The sequence below is a fragment of the Bradyrhizobium sp. USDA 4502 genome (assembly GCF_054063355.1).
The window spans coordinates 2,278,073-2,296,387 of the sequence record NZ_JBSSGF010000001.1; the positions used below are offsets into that span (position 1 = coordinate 2,278,073).

Consider the following 18,315-nt stretch of genomic DNA (forward strand, 5'->3'; position numbering starts at 1 on the left):
GGTTGCGCCGAGGGATGCGGATCTATAGAATTATATTCGTCATATAAATGGAGCCGTCATGACCGCCGCCGAAAGCATCGATCTTCGTTCGCCCGATCTAACGCGCACCCGCGTGGTGGAATGGCAGGCGCCCGGACCGGTGGCGAAAGCGGCGCTGCCGATGTCCGGGATCGAGGCGATGCGCGCGATCCGCGACGGCCGGTTGCCGCCGCCGCCGATGGCCAAGCTGATCGGCTTCCGCATGGCCGTGGTCGAGCAGGGGCGCATCGTGATGGAACTCGAGCCGCATGAGAGCCTGGAAAACACCATCGGCCTGCTGCACGGCGCCACCGCCGCGGCGCTGCTCGATACCGCGATGGGCTGTGCGATCTCGACCATGCTGCCGGCGGGGCAGACTTCGGTGACGCTCGACCTCAAGCTGACCTATCTGCGGCCGCTGTCGGCACGGTCGGGCACCATCAGCGCCGAAGGCAAGGTGATCAAGCTCGGGCGCCAGACCAGCTACACCGAGGGCTTCGTCCGCGACGACAAGGGCAATCTTGCGGTGCACGCGACCGCGATGTTTTCGATGCTCGGCGGGGAACCGAAAGTGGCCGACAAGGCGAAATAACTGCAGCATTCCGGCCGCAAATCTGCTATTATATGATTGGAAACATTCCATGAGACCGGCATGCGCTATTCGAAAGAACACAAGCAGGAGACCCACGCGCGGATCGTCAAGAAGGCCGCGACGCGGCTGCGCGAGCGGGGCGCCCACGGCATCGGCGTCGCCGACCTGATGAAGGACGCCGGCCTGACCCATGGCGGCTTCTACGCGCATTTCGACTCGCGCGAGGCGCTGGTGATCGAGGCCTTCAGCTACGCGATGGACCGCGCCATAGAGCGCTGGCGCAAGGTCGCCGCGGACACGCCGCCGGAGAAGCGGCTTTCGACCATCATCGACGGCTATCTTTCGGCGGTGCACCGCGACGATCCCGGCCAGGGCTGCGCGATCCCGGCGCTCGGCGCCGAGATCGCCCGCGAGAGCCCGAAGACCCGCAAGGCGTTTGCCCTCAAGCTCGACCAGATGATCGACATGATGGCCGACCAGATCATCGACGTGCCGCGCAAGACCGCCCGCAAGCAGGCGATGGCGACGCTGGCGACCATGATGGGCACCATCGTGATGTCGCGCATCGCCGGCAGCGGCGAAATGTCCGACGAGATCCTGTCGGCGGGCCGCGAGGCGGTGCTGGGGCGCGCCGCTGGGGCCAAGGCACCGGCGAAGAAGAAGGTGAATTAGCGCTTTAAGCGCCAACTGGCGCGGCGCGCCTAATACTCGGTCCGTCACCCTGAGGAGCGCGCATCGCGCGCGTCTCGAAGGGTCGACGGCCACCAGCCGGGCCGTGCATCCATCGAGACGCGCTACGCGCTCCTCAGGATGACGGGAATAACACGGTGTCCGCCTCACACCCCGCTGAACAGCGCGCGCTCGGCTTCCACCGTCTCGTAGATGTAGTCCGCCACCGCGCGGATGCGGGCGAGGTCCTTGCTGTCGGCGTGCATCAGCAGCCAGAAGGTGCGGGAGATCCGCACGTCGTCCGGCAGCACCGGCTGCAACTCGGGGTGGGCCGTTGCCATGAAGTGCGGCAGCACGGCGATGCCGAAGCCGGCGATGGTGGCGTTGAGCTGCGCGATCAGATTGGCGCTGCGGAATTTCGCCGAGATCTTCGGCGAGACCTGCGGCAGATAGTCGAGCTCCGGCGTGAACAGGAGCTCCTCAATGTAGCCGACGAAGCGGTGCCGCGGCAGGTCGGCGCGCGCAACAATTGCCGGCGCCTGGGCGAGATAGGCGGGTGCGGCATAAAGCCCGAGCGTGTAGTCTAGGAGCTTGCGGCCGACGATGCGGCCTTCCTTCGGCATGGTCAGGCTGATCGCGATGTCGGCCTCGCGCTTGGAGAGCGAGAACAGCCGCGCGGTGGCGACGAGCTGCAGATCGAGATCGGGATACCGCTCGGTGAACTTGACCAGCCGCGAGGCCAAAAAGTGGCTGCCGAAGCCGTCGGGCGCGCCGATCCGCACCGTGCCGGTGAGGTGGGCGCGCGAGCCGCCGACCGCCTCCTGGTTGGCGACGATGGTGGATTCCATCGCCTCCGCGCTGTCGGCGACGCGCTGGCCGGCCTCGGTCAGCAGATAGCCGGTCTTGCGCCGATCAAACAGTTTTGCGGAGAGGTGGCGCTCCAGCCGGTCGACACGGCGGATCACTGTGGCATGATCGACGCCGAGCTGCTTGGCGGCAGCCGAAACCGACCCGCCGCGCACGATGGCAAGCACGAAACGGAAGTCGTCCCAGTCGATTGTGCCGCCGCCTTGATCCAGCATTTCCGCACATCTATGGTGCAATTTATCGGACTTGAATCCCATAAAATGCAGGGTCAATAGGGTTTGTAAAGCGATCCCGCCGCGAGGAGCGGCGATTCAGGTGCTTCAGGGAGGTTTTTCCATGCGCTCAATCGGACATTTCATCGGTGGCAAGGAGGTCAAGGGCACGTCGGGCCGTACGGCTGACGTCTTCGAGCCGATGACCGGCGACGTCCAGGCCAAGGTGGCGCTGGCCTCCAAGGCCGAGCTCCGCGCCGCGGTCGAGAACGCCAAGGCCGCGCAGCCGGAATGGGCCGCCACCAACCCGCAGCGCCGCGCCCGCGTCATGATGCGGTTCCTCGAGCTGGTGCAGCGCGACTACGACAAGCTCGCCGAGCTGCTGGCGCGCGAGCATGGCAAGACCGTTCCCGACGCCAAGGGCGACATCCAGCGCGGCCTCGAGGTCGCCGAGTTCGCCTGCGGCATCCCGCATCTGATGAAGGGCGAGTACACCGAGGGCGCCGGCCCCGGCATCGACATCTATTCGATGCGCCAGCCGCTCGGCGTGGTCGCCGGCATCACGCCGTTCAACTTCCCGGCGATGATCCCGATGTGGAAGTTCGCGCCGGCGATCGCCTGCGGCAACGCCTTCATCCTCAAGCCGTCGGAGCGCGATCCCGGCGTGCCGATGATGCTCGCCGAACTGATGATCGAGGCGGGCCTGCCGGCCGGCATCCTCAACGTCGTCAACGGCGACAAGGAGGCGGTCGACGCCATCCTCGACGATCCCGATATCAAGGCGATCGGCTTCGTCGGCTCGACCCCGATCGCGCAGTACATCTACGAGCGCGCCGCGCAGACCGGCAAGCGCTGCCAGTGCTTCGGCGGCGCCAAGAACCACGCCATCGTGATGCCGGATGCCGACATGGACCAGACGGTCGATGCGCTGATCGGCGCCGGCTACGGCTCCGCCGGTGAGCGCTGCATGGCCGTCTCGGTCGCGGTGCCGGTCGGCAAGACCACCGCCGACCGCCTGATGGAGAAGCTGATCCCGCGCGTCGAGTCGCTCAAGATCGGCACCTCGGTCGATCCGTCGGCCGATTACGGCCCGCTGGTGACCCGCGAGGCGGTCGAGAAGGTCAAGAGCTACATCGACATCGGCATCAAGGAAGGCGCGACGCTCGCGGTCGACGGCCGCGGCTTCAAGATGCAGGGCTACGAGAAGGGCTTCTATCTCGGCGGTTCGCTGTTCGACAACGTCACCAAGGACATGCGGATCTACAAGGAAGAGATCTTCGGCCCGGTGCTCTCGGTGGTGCGCGCCCACGACTATCACGAGGCGCTGGCGCTGCCGTCCGACCATGACTACGGCAACGGTGTCGCGATCTTCACCCGCGACGGCGACGCCGCGCGCGACTTCGCCGCCAAGGTCAATGTCGGCATGGTCGGCATCAACGTGCCGATCCCGGTGCCGATCGCCTATTACACCTTCGGCGGCTGGAAGAAGTCCGGCTTCGGCGACCTCAACCAGCACGGTCCGGACTCGATCCGCTTCTACACCAAGACCAAGACGGTGACCTCGCGCTGGCCGTCCGGCGTCAAGGAAGGCGCGGAGTTCTCGATCCCGACGATGAAGTGATTTCCGGGAACGTCATTGCGAGCGCAGCGAAGCAATCCATCTATCCCCCGCGTGGAAGATTGCTTCGTCGCTTCGCTCCTCGCAATGACGGTGGGGTAACCTTCAGGGCTAGGCGGCGAGATGCAGTTCGCTCTCAACGAGGACCAGATCGCGGTTCGCGACATGGCGCGGGCGTTTGCGGCGGAGAAGATCGCGCCGCACGCGCTCGAATGGGACGAGACAAAGCACTTTCCAGTCGACGTGATGCGCGAGGCGGCAGGCCTCGGCATCGGCGGCATCTATATCAAGGACGATGTCGGCGGCTCGGCGATGACGCGGTTCGACGCGGCGCTGATCTTCGAGGCGCTGGCGACGGGGTGCCCGACCACGTCGGCCTTCATCTCGATCCACAACATGGCGTCCTGGATGATCGATGCCTACGGCAACGACATCCAGCGCCACACATGGCTGCCGAAGCTCTGCACCATGGAGCTGATCGCGAGCTACTGCCTGACCGAGCCGGGCGCCGGCTCCGACGCGGCCGCGCTGCGCACCCGCGCGGTGCGCGACGGCGATCATTACGTGCTCAACGGCCAGAAGCAGTTCATCTCCGGCGCCGGCAGCACCGACCTGCTGGTGGCGATGGTGCGCACCGGCGGCGACGGTCCGGGCGGCGTCTCGACGCTGGTGATCGACGGCAAGACGCCGGGCGTGTCGTTCGGCGCTAACGAGCGCAAGATGGGCTGGAATGCACAGCCGACCCGCGCTGTGATGTTCGAGAACGCGCGCGTGCCGGTCGCGAACCGGCTCGGGGAGGAGGGCATCGGCTTCAAGATCGCGATGGCCGGCCTCGACGGCGGCCGCCTCAACATCGCGGCGTGCTCGCTCGGCGGCGCGCAGGCGGCGCTCGACAAGGCGTTGGCCTACATGAAGGACCGCAAGGCATTCGGCAAACGCCTCGACGAATTCCAGGCGCTGCAATTCAAGATCGCCGACATGGCGACCGAGCTGGAAGCCGCACGCACCTTCCTGTGGCGGGCGGCCGCCGCGCTCGACCGCAAGGATCCGGACGCTTCCATGCTGTGCGCGATGGCAAAACGGTTTGGCACCGATGTCGGCTTCGAGGTCGCCAACCAGGCGCTGCAGCTGCATGGTGGCTACGGCTACCTCAGCGAATACGGCGTCGAGAAGATCGTGCGCGATCTGCGCGTGCACCAGATCCTCGAAGGCACCAATGAAATCATGCGGCTGATCGTGTCGCGCAAGTTGATCGAGGGCGCGCGATGAATGATGCGGCAGCAGCCGAGGGCGACCTGATCGCGCGCAAGGAAGGTTCTGCCGGCATTATCCGGCTCAACCGGCCGAAGGCGATCAATGCCGTGACGCTGGAGATGTTCCACGACATCGACAGGGCGCTCGATGCGTTCGAGGCCGATCCCGATGTCGCTGTCATCGTGCTGGAGGGCGCGGGCGAGCGTGGCCTGTGCGCCGGCGGCGACATCCGCGCGCTCTGGGAGAGCTCGAAGGTCAAGGGCGATCTCGGCAAGATCCTGTGGCGCGACGAATACATCCTCAACGCGCGGATCAAGAAGTTCCCAAAGCCCTATGTCGCCTTCATGGACGGCATCGTGATGGGCGGCGGCGTCGGGCTGTCGGCGCATAGCCGCCACCGCGTGGTGACGGAGCGGACCAAGCTCGCGATGCCCGAGGTCGGCCTCGGTTTCTTCCCCGATGTCGGCGGCACCTATCTGCTGTCGCGCTCGCCGGGTGAGATCGGCACCTATTTCGGGCTCACCGGCACCACCATGAACGGACCCGATGCGATCTACGCCAAATTCGCCGACGCCGTGGTGCCGAGCGCAAAGCTGCCGGCGCTGCGCGAGGCGCTGACCAAGGTTACGCCGGGTACGAGTTCGGCCGAGATTGATCGGCTGATCGGAGGCTTCGCCACTAGCGAGAGGGCTGGCCCTGTCGCCGCGATGCAGGCCAAAATCGACGGCTGGTTCGCACACGGCCGGATGGAGGACGTCGTCGCCGCGCTGACGGCCGACGGATCGGATATGGCGCAGGCCACGCTAAAGACGCTCAGTGAGAAGTCGCCGCGCGGCATGGTGGTGACGCTGAAACTGCTGCGGCTGGCGCGCGCGACCGCGACGCTGGAAGAGTGCCTGAAGCGCGAATATCGCGCCGCGCTCGAGGTGTTCGCCAGCGACGATTTCCGCGAGGGCGTGCGCGCAGCCGTCATCGACAAGGATCGCAATCCGACATGGTCGCCGGCCGGGATCGAACAGGTGACGCCGGAGATGCTCACGCCTTACTTCGCCGAGATCGGCGCTGACGAATTGAAATTTCCCGACAGCAAATAGAAACGTCGCAAGCGGAGGACTTCCCATGGCAAACGTCGCATTCATCGGGCTCGGCAATATGGGCGGGCCGATGGCCGCCAATCTGGTCAAGGCCGGCCACAAGGTGACCGCGTTCGATCTGGTCGCAGCGTCTCGCGATCAGGCCAGGAGTGATGGCGCCGCGATCGCCGAGAGCAGCGTTGCTGCGGTGAAGGGCGCCGATGTCGTCATCACCATGCTGCCGGCCGGCAAGCACGTGCTCGGTGTCTGGAACGAGGTGCTGCCCGCGATGGCCAACGGCGCGCTGATCATCGACTGCTCGACCATCGACGTCGAAAGCGCAAAGCAGGCGCATGTGCTGGCTGCCAAGCACGGCATGGCCTCGGTCGATGCGCCGGTCTCCGGCGGCACCGGTGGCGCCAAGGGCGCGACGCTGACCTTCATGTGCGGCGGCGAGCCGAAGGCATTCGCGGCGGCCCAGCCGATGTTGGCAAACATGGGCAAGAAGATCGTGCATTGCGGCGCGGGCGGTGCAGGGCAGGCAGCCAAGATCTGCAATAATATGATCCTCGGTATTTCCATGATCGCGGTCGGCGAGGCTTTCGTGCTCGCCGAAAAGCTCGGCCTGTCGCACCAGGCGCTGTTCGACGTCGCCTCGACCTCGTCGGGACAGTGCTGGTCGCTGACGACCTATTGCCCGGTTCCCGGCCCGGTGCCGACGTCGCCGGCCAACAACGATTACAAGCCGGGTTTTGCTTCGAACCTGATGGTCAAGGACCTGACCCTGGCGCAGGACGCCGCCAATGCCGCCGGCGCGGTCACGCCGCTCGGCAAGCACGCGCAGGAGATCTATAAGACCTTCGACGCGTCGGGCCACGGCGGGGTCGACTTTTCCGGAATTATCCAGCACGTTAGGGCCCTTGCCCCGAAGTAAATCGCCGTCATCCTGAGATGCGAGCGGAGCGAGCCTCGAAGGATGGAAAGATGGTGTCCGTGGCCATCCTTCGAGACGCCGCGCAATGCGCGGCTCCTCAGGATGACGACAGAATACGTGGTGAAGCCGGATGACCACATTTCAGGACGCACGCGCCTTTCTGCTCAAGCACCGCACCGACTACGACGCCGCGGTGAAGGGATTTCGCTGGCCCGATCCGGTGCCGTTCAACTGGGCGCTCGATTGGTTCGATGCCGAACTGGCGCGAAATCTTGACAGCCGCGACCGGCCGGCGCTGTGGATCGTCGATGCCGCCAGCGGCAACGAGACCAAGCTGTCCTTCGCCGAGCTGTCGCGCCGCTCAAGCCAGGTTGCAAATTTCCTGCGCGCGCAGGGGCTGAAGCGCGGCGATCATCTGTTGCTGTTGCTCGGCAATGTCGTGCCGCTGTGGGAGACCATGCTGGCGGCGATGAAGCTCGGCGTCGTCGTGATCCCCGCCACCACGCTCTTGACCGCGGATGAATTGCGCGACCGGCTCGACCGCGGCAAGGCGAGGGCGGTGGTCGCCACGCAGGATCAGGTCGCGAAGTTCGTCGGCCTCGGCAGCGACAAGCTCGCCCGTATCGTGGTCGGCGCGACGCAGCCGCAGGACGGCTGGCTGCCGTTCGAGGATGCGGCGAAGGCGCCCGAGGCGTTCACGCCCGATGGCCCGACCAAGGCCGACGATCCGATGCTGCTCTATTTCACCTCGGGCACCACGGCAAAGCCGAAGCTGGTGCGGCACAGCCAGCGCAGCTATCCGGTCGGCCATCTCTCGACCATGTACTGGATCGGGCTGCAGCCCGGCGACATCCATCTCAACATCTCCTCGCCCGGCTGGGCCAAGCATGCCTGGAGCTGCTTCTTCGCGCCGTGGAATGCCGGCGCAACGATCTTTATCGCGAATCAGCCACGCTTCGAGGCGAAGGGACTGCTCTCGATCATCGGCCGCTGCGGAGTGACCACGCTGTGCGCGCCGCCCACGGTGTGGCGGATGTTCATCCAGGAGGACCTTGCGAGCTTCAAGGTCTCGCTGCGCGAGGTGTGCGGCGCCGGCGAGCCGCTCAATCCCGAGATCATCGACCAGGTCAAATCGGCCTGGGGGCTGACCATCCGCGACGGCTACGGCCAGACCGAAACCACCGCGCTGGCCGGCAACTCGCCGGGACAGAAGGTGAAGGTCGGCTCGATGGGCCGGCCGCTGCCGGGCTATCGCGTGCAGGTCACCGACAATGACGGCCACCCCGCGAAGGAAGGCGAGGTGACCTTGCTGCTCGGCGCAGACCGGCCGGCGGGCCTGATGCAGGGCTATCAGGGCGACGACGGCAAGCTGATCGGCACCGACGGCGAGATCTATCGCAGCGGCGACGTCGTGTTCACCGATGACGAGGGTTATCTGACCTTCGTGGGTCGCACCGACGACGTCTTCAAATCCTCCGACTACCGCATCTCACCGTTCGAGCTGGAGAGCGTGCTGCTCGAGCACGACGCGGTGGCCGAAGCCGCCGTGGTGCCGAGCCCGGACCCGATCCGGCTGGCGGTCCCGAAGGCCTATGTGCTGCTGGTATCAGGCGTCGAACGAACGCCGGAGACCGCGCTGTCGATCTTCAAACATTTGCACACGCGGCTCGCACCGTTTAAACGCATCCGCAAGCTCGAGCTGGTCACCGAACTGCCGAAGACGATTTCTGGAAAAATCCGTCGCGTGCAGTTGCGCCGGCTCGAACACGACGATGTCAGAAGCGATGCGTTGCGCGGGGTCGAGTTCCGCGAGGAAGAATTTCCGGAGCTGCAGAAGGTGCGGACCTCCGGTTAGCAGAGGTTAGCCAATGAACGAAGTCTGGAAGAAGCCGCCGGTGTCGCTGGAAACCTACCAGGGCATGGTCGGCAAGGAGATCGGCGTGTCCTCGTGGCACCTGCTCGATCAGGGCCGCATCGACACCTATGCCGACGTGATCGAGGATCACCAGTTCATTCACGTCGATCCCGAGCGCGCCAGGAAGGAGACCGCCTTCGGCACCACGATCGCGCATGGCTTCCTGACGATGTCGCTGATGTCGATCATGTCCTACGAGGTGATGCCGGTGCTCGAGGGCACCGCGATGGGCGTCAATTACGGCTTCGACAAGCTGCGCTTCATCTCGCCGGTGCGCTCGGGCAAGCGCGTCCGCGGCCGCTTCGTGCTGGCCGAAGCCACGCTGCGCAAGCCGAAGGAGTTGTTGTCGCGCACCAACGTCACGGTCGAGATCGAGGGCGAGGAAAAGCCCGCGCTGGTCGCCGACTGGCTCGGACTGATCTATTTCAGCTGAGGGTCACAAGACGCGGTTGTGTTGCAACCGCGAAGAGTTGCGCCACCTCTCCCGCAAGCGGGGGAGGTGCAGCGAGCCACCCCAATCTGATTTTTTTGGCGATGCTCTGCTCTGGCCCATGTGGCGCATTGACGGCTGTGTTCCCTGGTGTCCATGATGCCCGCTTTAGGCGGTGCGGTCCCGGGAGTGGCAGCCATGGTGCAAAACATCGTCGCCGGAATTGTCGTAGTCGCTTTGATTGTGATCGGTGCGATTAGCTACGCTCAAGAGCATCACGAGTGCTGGAGCGGACATCTGCTCAAAAGCCTGAAACCCTGCGGATCGATGACCCCTTCGGTCTAGCGCGCCCGCTGGCCGTCCTTGGCTGCCCCGGCCGGGCTTGACCCGGCCATCCATCGCTGCTCAAAAGCTGCCAATCGCGAGCGTCTCCACCCTCTCCCCCTGTGGGAGAGGGTGGCTTCGCGGCACGCGAAGCCGGGTGAGGGGTCTGTCTCCACGCAAAGACTCTCGCTTGAGCTCGCGGAGACAGACCCCTCATCCGGCGCGCTGGCGCGCGCCACCTTCTCCCACAAGGGGAGAAGGGAAGAACAGGAATTTACGGCATGGCAATCAGGTTTGACGGACGCGTCGCTATCGTCACCGGCGCGGGCAATGGTCTCGGACGGGCGCATGCGCTGGGGCTCGCCAGCCGCGGCGCCAAGGTGGTGGTCAACGATTTCGGCGGCGCGCGCGACGGCACCGGTGGGTCGCTGTCGCCGGCCGAGACCGTGGTCGAGGAGATCCGGAAAGCCGGCGGCACCGCGATGGCCGACGGCGTCGACGTCTCGAACTTCGAGCAGGTCACCGCGATGGTCGAGCGCGCCACCAAGGAGTGGGGCAGCGTGGATCTCTTGTGCGCCAATGCCGGCATCCTGCGCGACAAGTCGTTCACCAAGCTCGAGGTCGCCGACTGGGCCAAGGTGCTCGACGTGCATCTCACCGGCACCTTCTACTGCTGCAAGGCGGTGTGGGCCGGCATGCGCGAGCGCAACTACGGCCGCATCGTGCTGACGACCTCGTCGTCCGGCCTGTTCGGCAATTTCGGCCAGGCCAATTACGGCGCGGCGAAGGCCGGCATGGTCGGCCTGATGAACGTGCTCGCCGAAGAGGGCCGCAAGAACAACATCAAGGTCAACACCATCTCGCCGACGGCGGCGACCCGCATGACCGAGGAACTGCTGCCGCCGCAGGCGCTGGCGCTGATGAAGCCGGAAGCGATCACGCCCGCGGTCGAATTCCTGCTCTCGGAGGACGCACCGACCCGCACCATCATGGGCGCCGGCGCCGGCTCGTTTGCCGTGATCCGCGTGCTGGAGACCGAAGGCGTCAACCTGCCGCAGTCCGAATGGACGCCGGACGGCGTCGCCGCTCACTTCAACGCGATCAGCGACATGTCGACCGCGACGGCGCTGCAGGGCGCGTTCGAGCAGACGCAGAAGTACGTCGCCCAGGCCGCCGCGCGGGCCGGGATCAAGCTCTGAGCATGAGCGTCGCCGTCATCGGAGCCGGACCTGCCGGCCTGATGGCGGCGGAGGTGCTCGCGCAAGGTGGCGCACAGGTCACCGTCTACGACGCGATGCCGTCGGCCGGCCGCAAGTTCCTGATGGCCGGCCGTGGCGGGCTCAATCTCACCCACTCCGAGCCGCTGCCGGATTTCCTTGCGCGCTATCGCGAGGCGATGCCGCATCTGAAGGCTGCGGTCGAGGCATTTCCGCCCGATGCCTTACGCGCCTGGAGCGATGCGCTGGGGCAGCCGACATTCGTCGGCAGCAGCGGCCGCGTATTCCCTGAGGCGTTCAAGGCATCGCCTCTCTTGCGCGCTTGGCTGCGGCGGCTCGATGCCGCCGGCGTTGCGTTCGCATTCCGGCATCGCTGGGCCGGATGGGACGCGCGCGGCGGACTGCTGTTCGAGACGCCGGACGGCCAGCGCACAGTCAATGCCGATGCAACCTTGCTGGCACTCGGCGGCGCGAGCTGGCCGCGGCTCGGCTCGGACGGCGCCTGGGCGGAGATCCTCACCGCGAAGGGCGTTGCCGTGGCGCCGATCAAGCCAGCCAATTCCGGCTTCACGGTTGCCTGGTCGAATATCTTCCGCGACCGGTTCGAGGGCCAGCCGCTCAAGGGCGTCGCGCTCACGATCGGCTCGCATACGGTGCGCGGCGAGGCCATCGTCACCGATGCCGGCATCGAAGGCGGTGCGATCTATGCGCTGTCGGCGGAATTGCGCGAGGCGGTGCTCGCGAAGGGAACGGCGACACTGACGGCGGCGTTGCGGCCCGATGCTGCGGGCGACGAACTGGTCGCGCGTCTGTCGGCGCCGAAGGGCAAGCAATCCCTTTCCAATTTCCTGCGCAAGGCCGCGCAGCTCTCGCCGGTCGGCATCGGGCTGTTGCAGGAGGCGACCGTCGCCGCCGGCCGTTCGCTGACCGCGCTGCCGCCGGCGGAATTGGCCGAGCTGATCAATGCGGTGCCGATCAAGGTCACCGGCGTGGCGCCGATCGCTCGCGCGATCTCGAGCGCCGGCGGGATCAGGTTCGACGAACTCGACACGCAGTTCATGCTGCGGCGGCTGCCCGGCGTCTTCGTGGCCGGCGAGATGCTCGATTGGGAAGCGCCGACCGGCGGCTATCTGTTGCAGGCGTCGTTTGCAACCGGCGTCGCAGCTGGGAGGGGCGTGTTACGATGGTTCGTGCAGAAATCGTAGCTCTGTAGGATGGGTAGAGCCAACGGGGCCGCGCTTTGCGCGGACCCGTTGGCTCTACCCATCCTACGCGATGCCGCTCATTCCGAGCCCGTCTTCGTCGCGATGTCCGTGATCAAGCCGAGCACACCGAACGCCGCAGCCACTGCGCACACAGCTGTCCAGCCACCAAAGCTCCACGCCGCGGATGCCGCTGCCGCGCCGACGGCGCCGCCGATGAAGAACAGCGCCACGAACAGGCCGTTGATGCGGCCGCGCGCCTCGGGGCGCAGCAGGTTGACGGCGCGGCGGCCGAGCGTCTGGTCGGTGGTGATGCCGAGATCGAGCAGGATGGTGCCGGCGCTCAGCACGACGAGTGCTGCGATCCGCGACTCCATCACCCCGGCCCACGCGCACAGCGCCAGCGATGCCGATATCAGGAGGTGCGAGCCGATCAGCATCGGCCGTGCCAGGCCACGGTCGCCCCAGCGGCCGGCCAGCGGTGTCGCGACAGCGCCGGCAACGCCGATCAGCGCGAACAGCGCGATCCCCCTGGCGTCGAGCTTGAACGGCGCATCCGGCAGGCGCAGCGCCACGGCGGCCCAGAACGCGGTGAACGAGGCCATCACCAGCGCCGCGGTCCAGGAGCGGACGCGCAGCACCGGCTCCTCGCGCAGCAGTGTCGGGAACGAACGCAGCAGCGCGCCGTAGCTGACCTTCGCTGCCGGCTGCAGCGTCGGCAGGGTGCGCGCCAGTGCGCCGGCGAGCACCGTCATCAGCACGGCCGAGGTGACATAGTAGCCGCGCCAGTTCCAGCTGTCCGCGATCAGGCTCGCCATCGGCCGCGACAGCAGGATGCCGATCATCAGGCCGCTCATCACATCGCCGATCGCCTGTCCCCGGCGCTCCGGCGGCACCATCGACGCCACCAGCGGCACCACCATCTGGATCGCGGCGCACGACGCGCCAAGGATGAAGGTGGCGGCCAGCAGGATCAGCGGCGTCGGCGCCATCGCGGTGCCGATCGCCGCGACGATAGCGCAGGCCAACGTGCGCAGGATCAGCCGCTTGTTCTCGACGAGGTCGACCAGCGGCACCAGCAGCAGCAGCCCGAGCGCGTAGCCGAGCAGGGTCAACGTCGAGATCAGGCCGGCCTCTAGCGCGGTCATGCCGAGCGAGCGGCCCATCAGGCCAACGAGGATCTGCGGCGCAAAGAGATTGGTGACGACGGTGCCGGTCGTGATGGCGCCGATCCAGATCAGCGGACGCACGGCGACGGTGCGCGCCGGGGAGAGTTTGGTGGCTTCGGAGATGGTCATGGGACCTCGCGATGGAGTGGCGAGGCCCCCTTTAGGGGATCGGGATAATATGCTACAATTCAAATAAGATGATGAAGAATATGCGAGATTATTATGAACACCCATGACCTCGTGGCGTTCGTCGCCGTCGTCGAGACCGGATCGATCGTCGCGGCCTCGGCGCGGCTGAACCTGACCCAGCCCGGCGTGACGCGGCGGATCCAGAATCTCGAGGAGATGCTCGGCGCGCAGCTGCTCGACCGGCTATCGAAGCCGCTGAAGCCGACGGCGGCGGGAATCGAGGCCTATGAGCAGGGCCGCCGGCTGCTGCGCATGCTCGACGACCTCAAGTCAGGCGTCGCCAATGACGGCGTGGTGCGCGGTGAGTTCAGGCTCGGCCTGACGCCGTTTTTGTCGGAGGCGGGGCTCACCGGTCCGCTCGACGCGGTGCGCGGCGAATTTCCGGCGCTGGCGGTGCGTGTCGTCTCGGGCTGGTCGCCCAACCACATGGAGCGGGTCAGCCGCAACGAGCTCGATGCCGCGGCGATCTGCCTTCCTGACGGCACGGCGCCGCCCGACGATCTCGCGGCCTGCGATCTCGGCGCGCAGCCGGTGGTGTTCGTCGTCGCGCGCGACATGAAGACGCCGAAGTCGGTCGATCTCGAATGGCTGTCGCGGACCGGATGGGTGATCAACCAGGACGGCTGCGGCTTTCGCCAGACGCTGAAGCGTCAATTCGATGCGGCGCATCTGCCGTTCAACATCGCGGTCGAGGCGCTCGACAGCGAGCTGCGGCTGTCGCTGGTGGCGCGCGGGCTCGGCATCGGCCTCGTGACGCCGGTGGCGCTGAAACGAAGCCCGATCCGTAGCCGGCTGAAGGCCGTGAAGATCGCGGATTTCAATCCCGCAGTCCGCGCCTGGATCGTGCATCGCCCGCCCGCCGGCCGCCTGGCGCGGCCGATCGAAGTGTTTCGCGCGGCGCTGGACCGCGAGCTGCAGGCGCTGATGCGGGAGTAAATGCGGAGTTCGTAGGATGGGTAGAGCGAAGCGAAACCCATCAACTTCGATCCGCAGTGACATGATGGGTTTCGCTACGCTCTACCCATCCTACAAGGTCTGTGTACGCGGCTACCGCAATTTCCCCCGCGCCGTCACCGGCAGCGCACCGATGATCTCGTCGCCGCGAACCATCACGACCTCGTCCATCATGTTGACGACGACGCAGACGTGATTGGGCACGATCCGCACCACGTCGCCGACATTGGGCCGCGTGTTGCTGCGAGACAGATCGAGGAAGCCGTGCTCCTCGGCGAAGCGCGCGATCCTGGCCTCCGGATGTTCGAGGATCAGGCCGTGGCCTTCGAGGCCGCCGGTGTCCGAGGTCAGCGTCTTGGAGCCGGCATCGAGGATGCCGCGCTCGGGGCCGGCGCGGCTGACGACGGTGGAATAAATATGCAGCGCGCAATCGTCCCAGGTCGCGACGCCGGCCGCGACCTGCATGCGGTCGTTGTAGATGTAAGTACCGAAGCGATGCTCGGTGCCGCCCTTCAGCTTGCCGAGGTTCTTCAGGTTCGGCGTGCCGCCGGTGGAGACGATGGTCGCGTCGAGGCCGTGGGCGCGAACGCCGGCCAGCGCCTCGTCGTAGAATTTCTGCGCATCGGCCCAGCCGGTCTCGGTCGGATACAGCATGAAGCCCGCGAAGCTGAGGCCTTTGGAGGCTGCGATCTCGCGCGCCAGCGCGATCGCCTCGGCCGGCGTCTCGACGCCGGCGCGCTTGCGGCCGGTGTCGCATTCGACCACGACCGAGAGCGGGCGGCCGGAGGCGGCGGCGGCCTTCGGCAGGTCGCCGACGACGACGGAATTGTCGGCGGCGACGGTGACGTTGGCCTTGCCTTGCAGCGCGCCGAGCCGTGCCATCTTCTCGTCGCCGAGCAGATTGTAGCTGATCAGGATGTTGTCGATGCCGGCGTCCGCCATGATCTCGGCCTCGCCGAGCTTCTGGCAGGTAATGCCTTTGGCGCCGGCCTTGATCTGCAGCTGCGCCAGCATCGGGTTCTTGTGTGTCTTGATGTGCGGGCGGTTGGCGACGCCGGCCTCATCGCAGGCCTTCTGGATGCGCGCGATGTTGCGCTCGACCCGGTCCATGTCGATCACGGCGCAGGGCGTGCCGTATTCCTTGGCGATCTTGGCGGCGAGGGGCGTGGTCATCGGGGCGGCTCCATTGCAGAGTTTCTGTCATTGCGAGCGGAGCGAAGCAATCCATCTGCCCGCATCTGCGGTTGCATGGATTGCTTCGTCGCTCCGCTCCTCGCAATGACGGCAAGAATCATTGTGTTCATGCCTGCTCGATCTCTTCGCGCAGCACCTCTAACTCGAGCCAGCGGTCCTCGGCGGCAGCGAGCTCTTGCTGTGCCTTTGCGATCGCGGCCGAGGCGGCGTCGAATTTCTTGCGATCCTTTGTATAGAGATCGGGATCGTCGAGCAGCTTCTGCTGCTTGGCGATCTCGTTGTGCAGCTTGTCGATCGTCTTCGGCAAGGTCTCCAGCGCGTGCTTCTCGTTGAAGCTCAGCCGGCGCCTCGGTGCTGCCTCGGGCGCCGCGGCTTTGGCTTCCTTCTTCTCTTCGGTCGCGGCTTCCGCCTTCACCGTCTCGCGCTTCACGTCGGCGCCGCGCTGCGCCAGCATGTCGGAATAGCCGCCGGCATATTCGATCCAGCGTCCCTGGCCTTCGGGCACGATCACCGAGGTCACGACGCGGTCGAGGAAGTCGCGGTCGTGGCTGATCAGGATCACGGTGCCCTCGTAATCGCCGAGCATGTCCTCGAGCACGTCGAGGGTTTCGAGGTCGAGGTCGTTGGTCGGCTCGTCCAGGATCAAGAGGTTCGACGGCTTGGCCAGCGCGCGCGCCAGCATCAGCCGGCCGCGCTCGCCGCCGGAGAGCGCTTCTAGCGGCGTGCCGCGCTGCTCTTGCGCGAACAGGAAGTCTTTCATATAGCCGATGACGTGCTTCGACTTGTCGCCGACCATGACGTGGTCGCCGCGGCCGCCGGTCAGCGCCTCGGCCAGCGTCAGCTTCGGGTCGAGGCTCTCGCGGTGCTGGTCGAGGGTTGCCATCTCGATATTGGCCCCGAGTCGCACCGAACCGGAGTCGGGCGGATCGTTGCCGATCAACAGATGCACCAATGTGGTCTTGCCGGCGCCGTTCGGGCCGACGATACCGAGCCGGTCGCCGCGCTGGATCCGGGTCGAGAAGCCGTCGACGATCTTGCGCTCGCCGAACGCCTTCGCGATGTTCTTGGCCTCGATCACCAGGCGGCCGGACTTCTCGGCTTCGGCGGCGGCGAGCGTGGCATTGCCGGTGGCGCCGCGATAGTTGCGGCGCTGGTCGCGCAGCGCAAAGAGATTGCCGAGCCGCTTGACGTTGCGCTTGCGGCGGCCGGAGACGCCGTAGCGCAGCCAGTGCTCCTCGTTGACGATCTTGCGGTCGAGCTTGTGCTGCTCGCGCTCTTCCTCCGCCAGCACCTCGTCGCGCCACGCCTCGAAGGCGCCGAAGCCGCGCTCGATCTGCCGGATCTGGCCACGGTCGAGCCAGGCCGTGGTGCGCGACAGATTGGTGAGGAAGCGGCGGTCGTGGCTGATCAGCACCAGCGCGCAGCGCCGGCTTTCCAGTTCGGCCTCGAGCCATTCGATGGTCGGCAGGTCGAGATGGTTGGTCGGCTCGTCCAGCAGCAGGATATCGGGCGAGGGCGCCAGCACGCGCGCCAGCGCCGCGCGGCGCGCCTCGCCGCCGGAGACATGCGCGGGATCTTCCTCGCCTGTGAGGCCGAGCTGCTCAAGCAGATAGCGTGCCTGGTAATGGTCGTCGCCGGGCCCGAGGCCGGCCTCGACATAGGCGAGCGTCGTCTTGTGCTCGCCGAAATCCGGCTCCTGCGGCAGATAGCGGATGGTGGCGCCGGGCTGCACGAAGCGGCTGCCGGCGTCAGGCTCGACCAGGCCGGCCGCGATCCGCAGCAGGGTCGACTTGCCGGAACCGTTGCGGCCGATCAGGCAGACGCGCTCGCCGGCGGAGACCGACAGCTCGACGCCCGTCAGCAGCGGCGTGCCGCCGAAGGTCAGGCTGATGTCCTTGAGCTGGATCAGAGGAGGCGGAGCCATCGCGCTAACCCGGCTGGCTCGCCTGCGCCTGCTCGGCGCGACGGCGCTGGATACGGCGGATGGTCTGGTCGAGCGTCGACAGGAAGGTCGAGCGGTCGCGCGGCGAATATGATTTCGGCCCGCCGGTGATCTCGCCCGACGAGCGCAGATCGGTCATCAGATTGCGCACCGCGAGCGTCATGCCGATCGACTGTTCGGTGAACGGCTTGCCGTTCGGCGCGATCACATCGGCGCCGGCCTTGACGCAGCGGCTCGCCAGCGGGATGTCCGCCGTGATCACGACGTCGCCTTCATGCACGCGTTCCGCGATCCAGTCGTCGGCGGCATCCATGCCGGAACCGGCGGCAATGCGCTCGATCAGCGGATCCTGCGGCACGCGGATGAAATTGCCCGCGACCACGCTGACGGACACGCCGAGCCGGATCGCGACGCGATAGATCTCGTCCTTCACCGGGCAGGCGTCGGCGTCGACATAGATGCGGGTGGGAGCAGGGGTTTCAGTCATCGATTCCAGGGTTGGCAGGCGCGGCCTGCGTGTACTCCATCGGGCGGAAAATAGC

17 protein-coding genes are annotated in these 18,315 nt (G+C 66.4%); 12 read left to right on the top strand and 5 right to left on the bottom strand.

Features of this window, described 5'->3' with window-relative positions; genetic code table 11:
- Window positions 1-58 precede the first annotated feature (58 nt).
- Entirely contained in the window at window positions 59-610 is a 552-nt protein-coding gene (locus tag ACVW1B_RS10160) for a PaaI family thioesterase (RefSeq protein ID WP_253609111.1), read from the top strand.
- Window positions 611-670: 60 nt separating this feature from the next.
- Complete coding sequence (locus tag ACVW1B_RS10165) at window positions 671-1,282, top strand: TetR/AcrR family transcriptional regulator (RefSeq protein WP_253609110.1); 612 nt, start codon at window positions 671-673, stop codon at window positions 1,280-1,282.
- Between the two features lie 164 nt (window positions 1,283-1,446).
- Here ACVW1B_RS10165 and ACVW1B_RS10170 read toward each other — a convergent pair whose 3' ends face one another.
- On the bottom strand, window positions 1,447-2,361 hold the full coding sequence (locus ACVW1B_RS10170) for a LysR family transcriptional regulator (protein WP_456821576.1): 915 nt from the start codon (window positions 2,359-2,361) through the stop codon (window positions 1,447-1,449).
- A 121-nt stretch (window positions 2,362-2,482) separates the two neighbouring features.
- Between ACVW1B_RS10170 and ACVW1B_RS10175 the strand changes: the two genes are divergently transcribed.
- The 9 genes from ACVW1B_RS10175 (at window position 2,483) to ACVW1B_RS10215 (ending at window position 12,328) form a co-directional block, all read left to right on the top strand.
- Window positions 2,483-3,979 carry a CoA-acylating methylmalonate-semialdehyde dehydrogenase gene (locus ACVW1B_RS10175; RefSeq protein WP_253609109.1) on the top strand — a complete coding sequence of 499 codons (1,497 nt, stop codon included), beginning with the start codon at window positions 2,483-2,485 and terminating at the stop codon, window positions 3,977-3,979.
- 120 nt (window positions 3,980-4,099) lie between these two features.
- Window positions 4,100-5,245: an isobutyryl-CoA dehydrogenase gene (locus ACVW1B_RS10180; protein WP_229191190.1), complete on the top strand. Its 1,146-nt coding sequence runs from the start codon at window positions 4,100-4,102 to the stop codon at window positions 5,243-5,245.
- Complete coding sequence (locus tag ACVW1B_RS10185) at window positions 5,242-6,324, top strand: enoyl-CoA hydratase/isomerase family protein (protein ID WP_253609108.1); 1,083 nt, start codon at window positions 5,242-5,244, stop codon at window positions 6,322-6,324. Before ACVW1B_RS10180 ends, ACVW1B_RS10185 begins: the two co-directional genes overlap by 4 nt.
- Window positions 6,325-6,349: 25 nt before the next feature.
- Window positions 6,350-7,237: a 3-hydroxyisobutyrate dehydrogenase gene (gene mmsB / locus ACVW1B_RS10190; RefSeq protein WP_076826580.1), complete on the top strand. Its 888-nt coding sequence runs from the start codon at window positions 6,350-6,352 to the stop codon at window positions 7,235-7,237.
- Window positions 7,238-7,367: 130 nt separating this feature from the next.
- On the top strand, window positions 7,368-9,092 hold the full coding sequence (locus ACVW1B_RS10195; RefSeq protein ID WP_456780850.1) for an AMP-binding protein: 1,725 nt from the start codon (window positions 7,368-7,370) through the stop codon (window positions 9,090-9,092).
- Between the two features lie 13 nt (window positions 9,093-9,105).
- Window positions 9,106-9,585, top strand: a complete 480-nt coding sequence (locus ACVW1B_RS10200; RefSeq protein WP_016846543.1) for a MaoC family dehydratase — start codon at window positions 9,106-9,108, stop codon at window positions 9,583-9,585.
- A 195-nt stretch (window positions 9,586-9,780) separates the two neighbouring features.
- Window positions 9,781-9,927 carry a hypothetical protein gene (locus ACVW1B_RS10205; protein WP_225159189.1) on the top strand — a complete coding sequence of 49 codons (147 nt, stop codon included), beginning with the start codon at window positions 9,781-9,783 and terminating at the stop codon, window positions 9,925-9,927.
- Between the two features lie 260 nt (window positions 9,928-10,187).
- Window positions 10,188-11,105 carry an SDR family NAD(P)-dependent oxidoreductase gene (locus ACVW1B_RS10210; RefSeq protein ID WP_456780849.1) on the top strand — a complete coding sequence of 306 codons (918 nt, stop codon included), beginning with the start codon at window positions 10,188-10,190 and terminating at the stop codon, window positions 11,103-11,105.
- Between the two features lie 2 nt (window positions 11,106-11,107).
- Window positions 11,108-12,328 carry an NAD(P)/FAD-dependent oxidoreductase gene (locus tag ACVW1B_RS10215; RefSeq protein WP_456780848.1) on the top strand — a complete coding sequence of 407 codons (1,221 nt, stop codon included), beginning with the start codon at window positions 11,108-11,110 and terminating at the stop codon, window positions 12,326-12,328.
- Window positions 12,329-12,405: 77 nt separating this feature from the next.
- On the opposite strand, the gene ACVW1B_RS10220 is transcribed toward ACVW1B_RS10215, so the two are convergent.
- A complete protein-coding gene (locus ACVW1B_RS10220; RefSeq protein WP_310882388.1) occupies window positions 12,406-13,623 on the bottom strand; it encodes an MFS transporter in 1,218 nt (405 codons plus the stop codon).
- A 93-nt stretch (window positions 13,624-13,716) separates the two neighbouring features.
- Here ACVW1B_RS10220 and ACVW1B_RS10225 point away from each other — a divergent pair, with 93 nt between their 5' ends.
- Window positions 13,717-14,619 carry a LysR family transcriptional regulator gene (locus tag ACVW1B_RS10225; RefSeq protein WP_092081807.1) on the top strand — a complete coding sequence of 301 codons (903 nt, stop codon included), beginning with the start codon at window positions 13,717-13,719 and terminating at the stop codon, window positions 14,617-14,619.
- A 111-nt stretch (window positions 14,620-14,730) separates the two neighbouring features.
- Here the strand turns inward: ACVW1B_RS10225 and ACVW1B_RS10230 are convergent, their stop codons facing one another.
- From ACVW1B_RS10230 to ACVW1B_RS10240, 3 genes are all read right to left on the bottom strand, one after another.
- Window positions 14,731-15,810, bottom strand: coding sequence for a D-TA family PLP-dependent enzyme (locus tag ACVW1B_RS10230; RefSeq protein ID WP_225641319.1), 1,080 nt, complete (start codon window positions 15,808-15,810; stop codon window positions 14,731-14,733).
- 127 nt (window positions 15,811-15,937) lie between these two features.
- Entirely contained in the window at window positions 15,938-17,755 is a 1,818-nt protein-coding gene (locus tag ACVW1B_RS10235) for an ABC-F family ATP-binding cassette domain-containing protein (RefSeq protein ID WP_456780847.1), read from the bottom strand.
- A 4-nt stretch (window positions 17,756-17,759) separates the two neighbouring features.
- Complete coding sequence (locus ACVW1B_RS10240; RefSeq protein WP_456821577.1) at window positions 17,760-18,260, bottom strand: YaiI/YqxD family protein; 501 nt, start codon at window positions 18,258-18,260, stop codon at window positions 17,760-17,762.
- Between the last annotated feature and the right edge of the window lie 55 nt (window positions 18,261-18,315).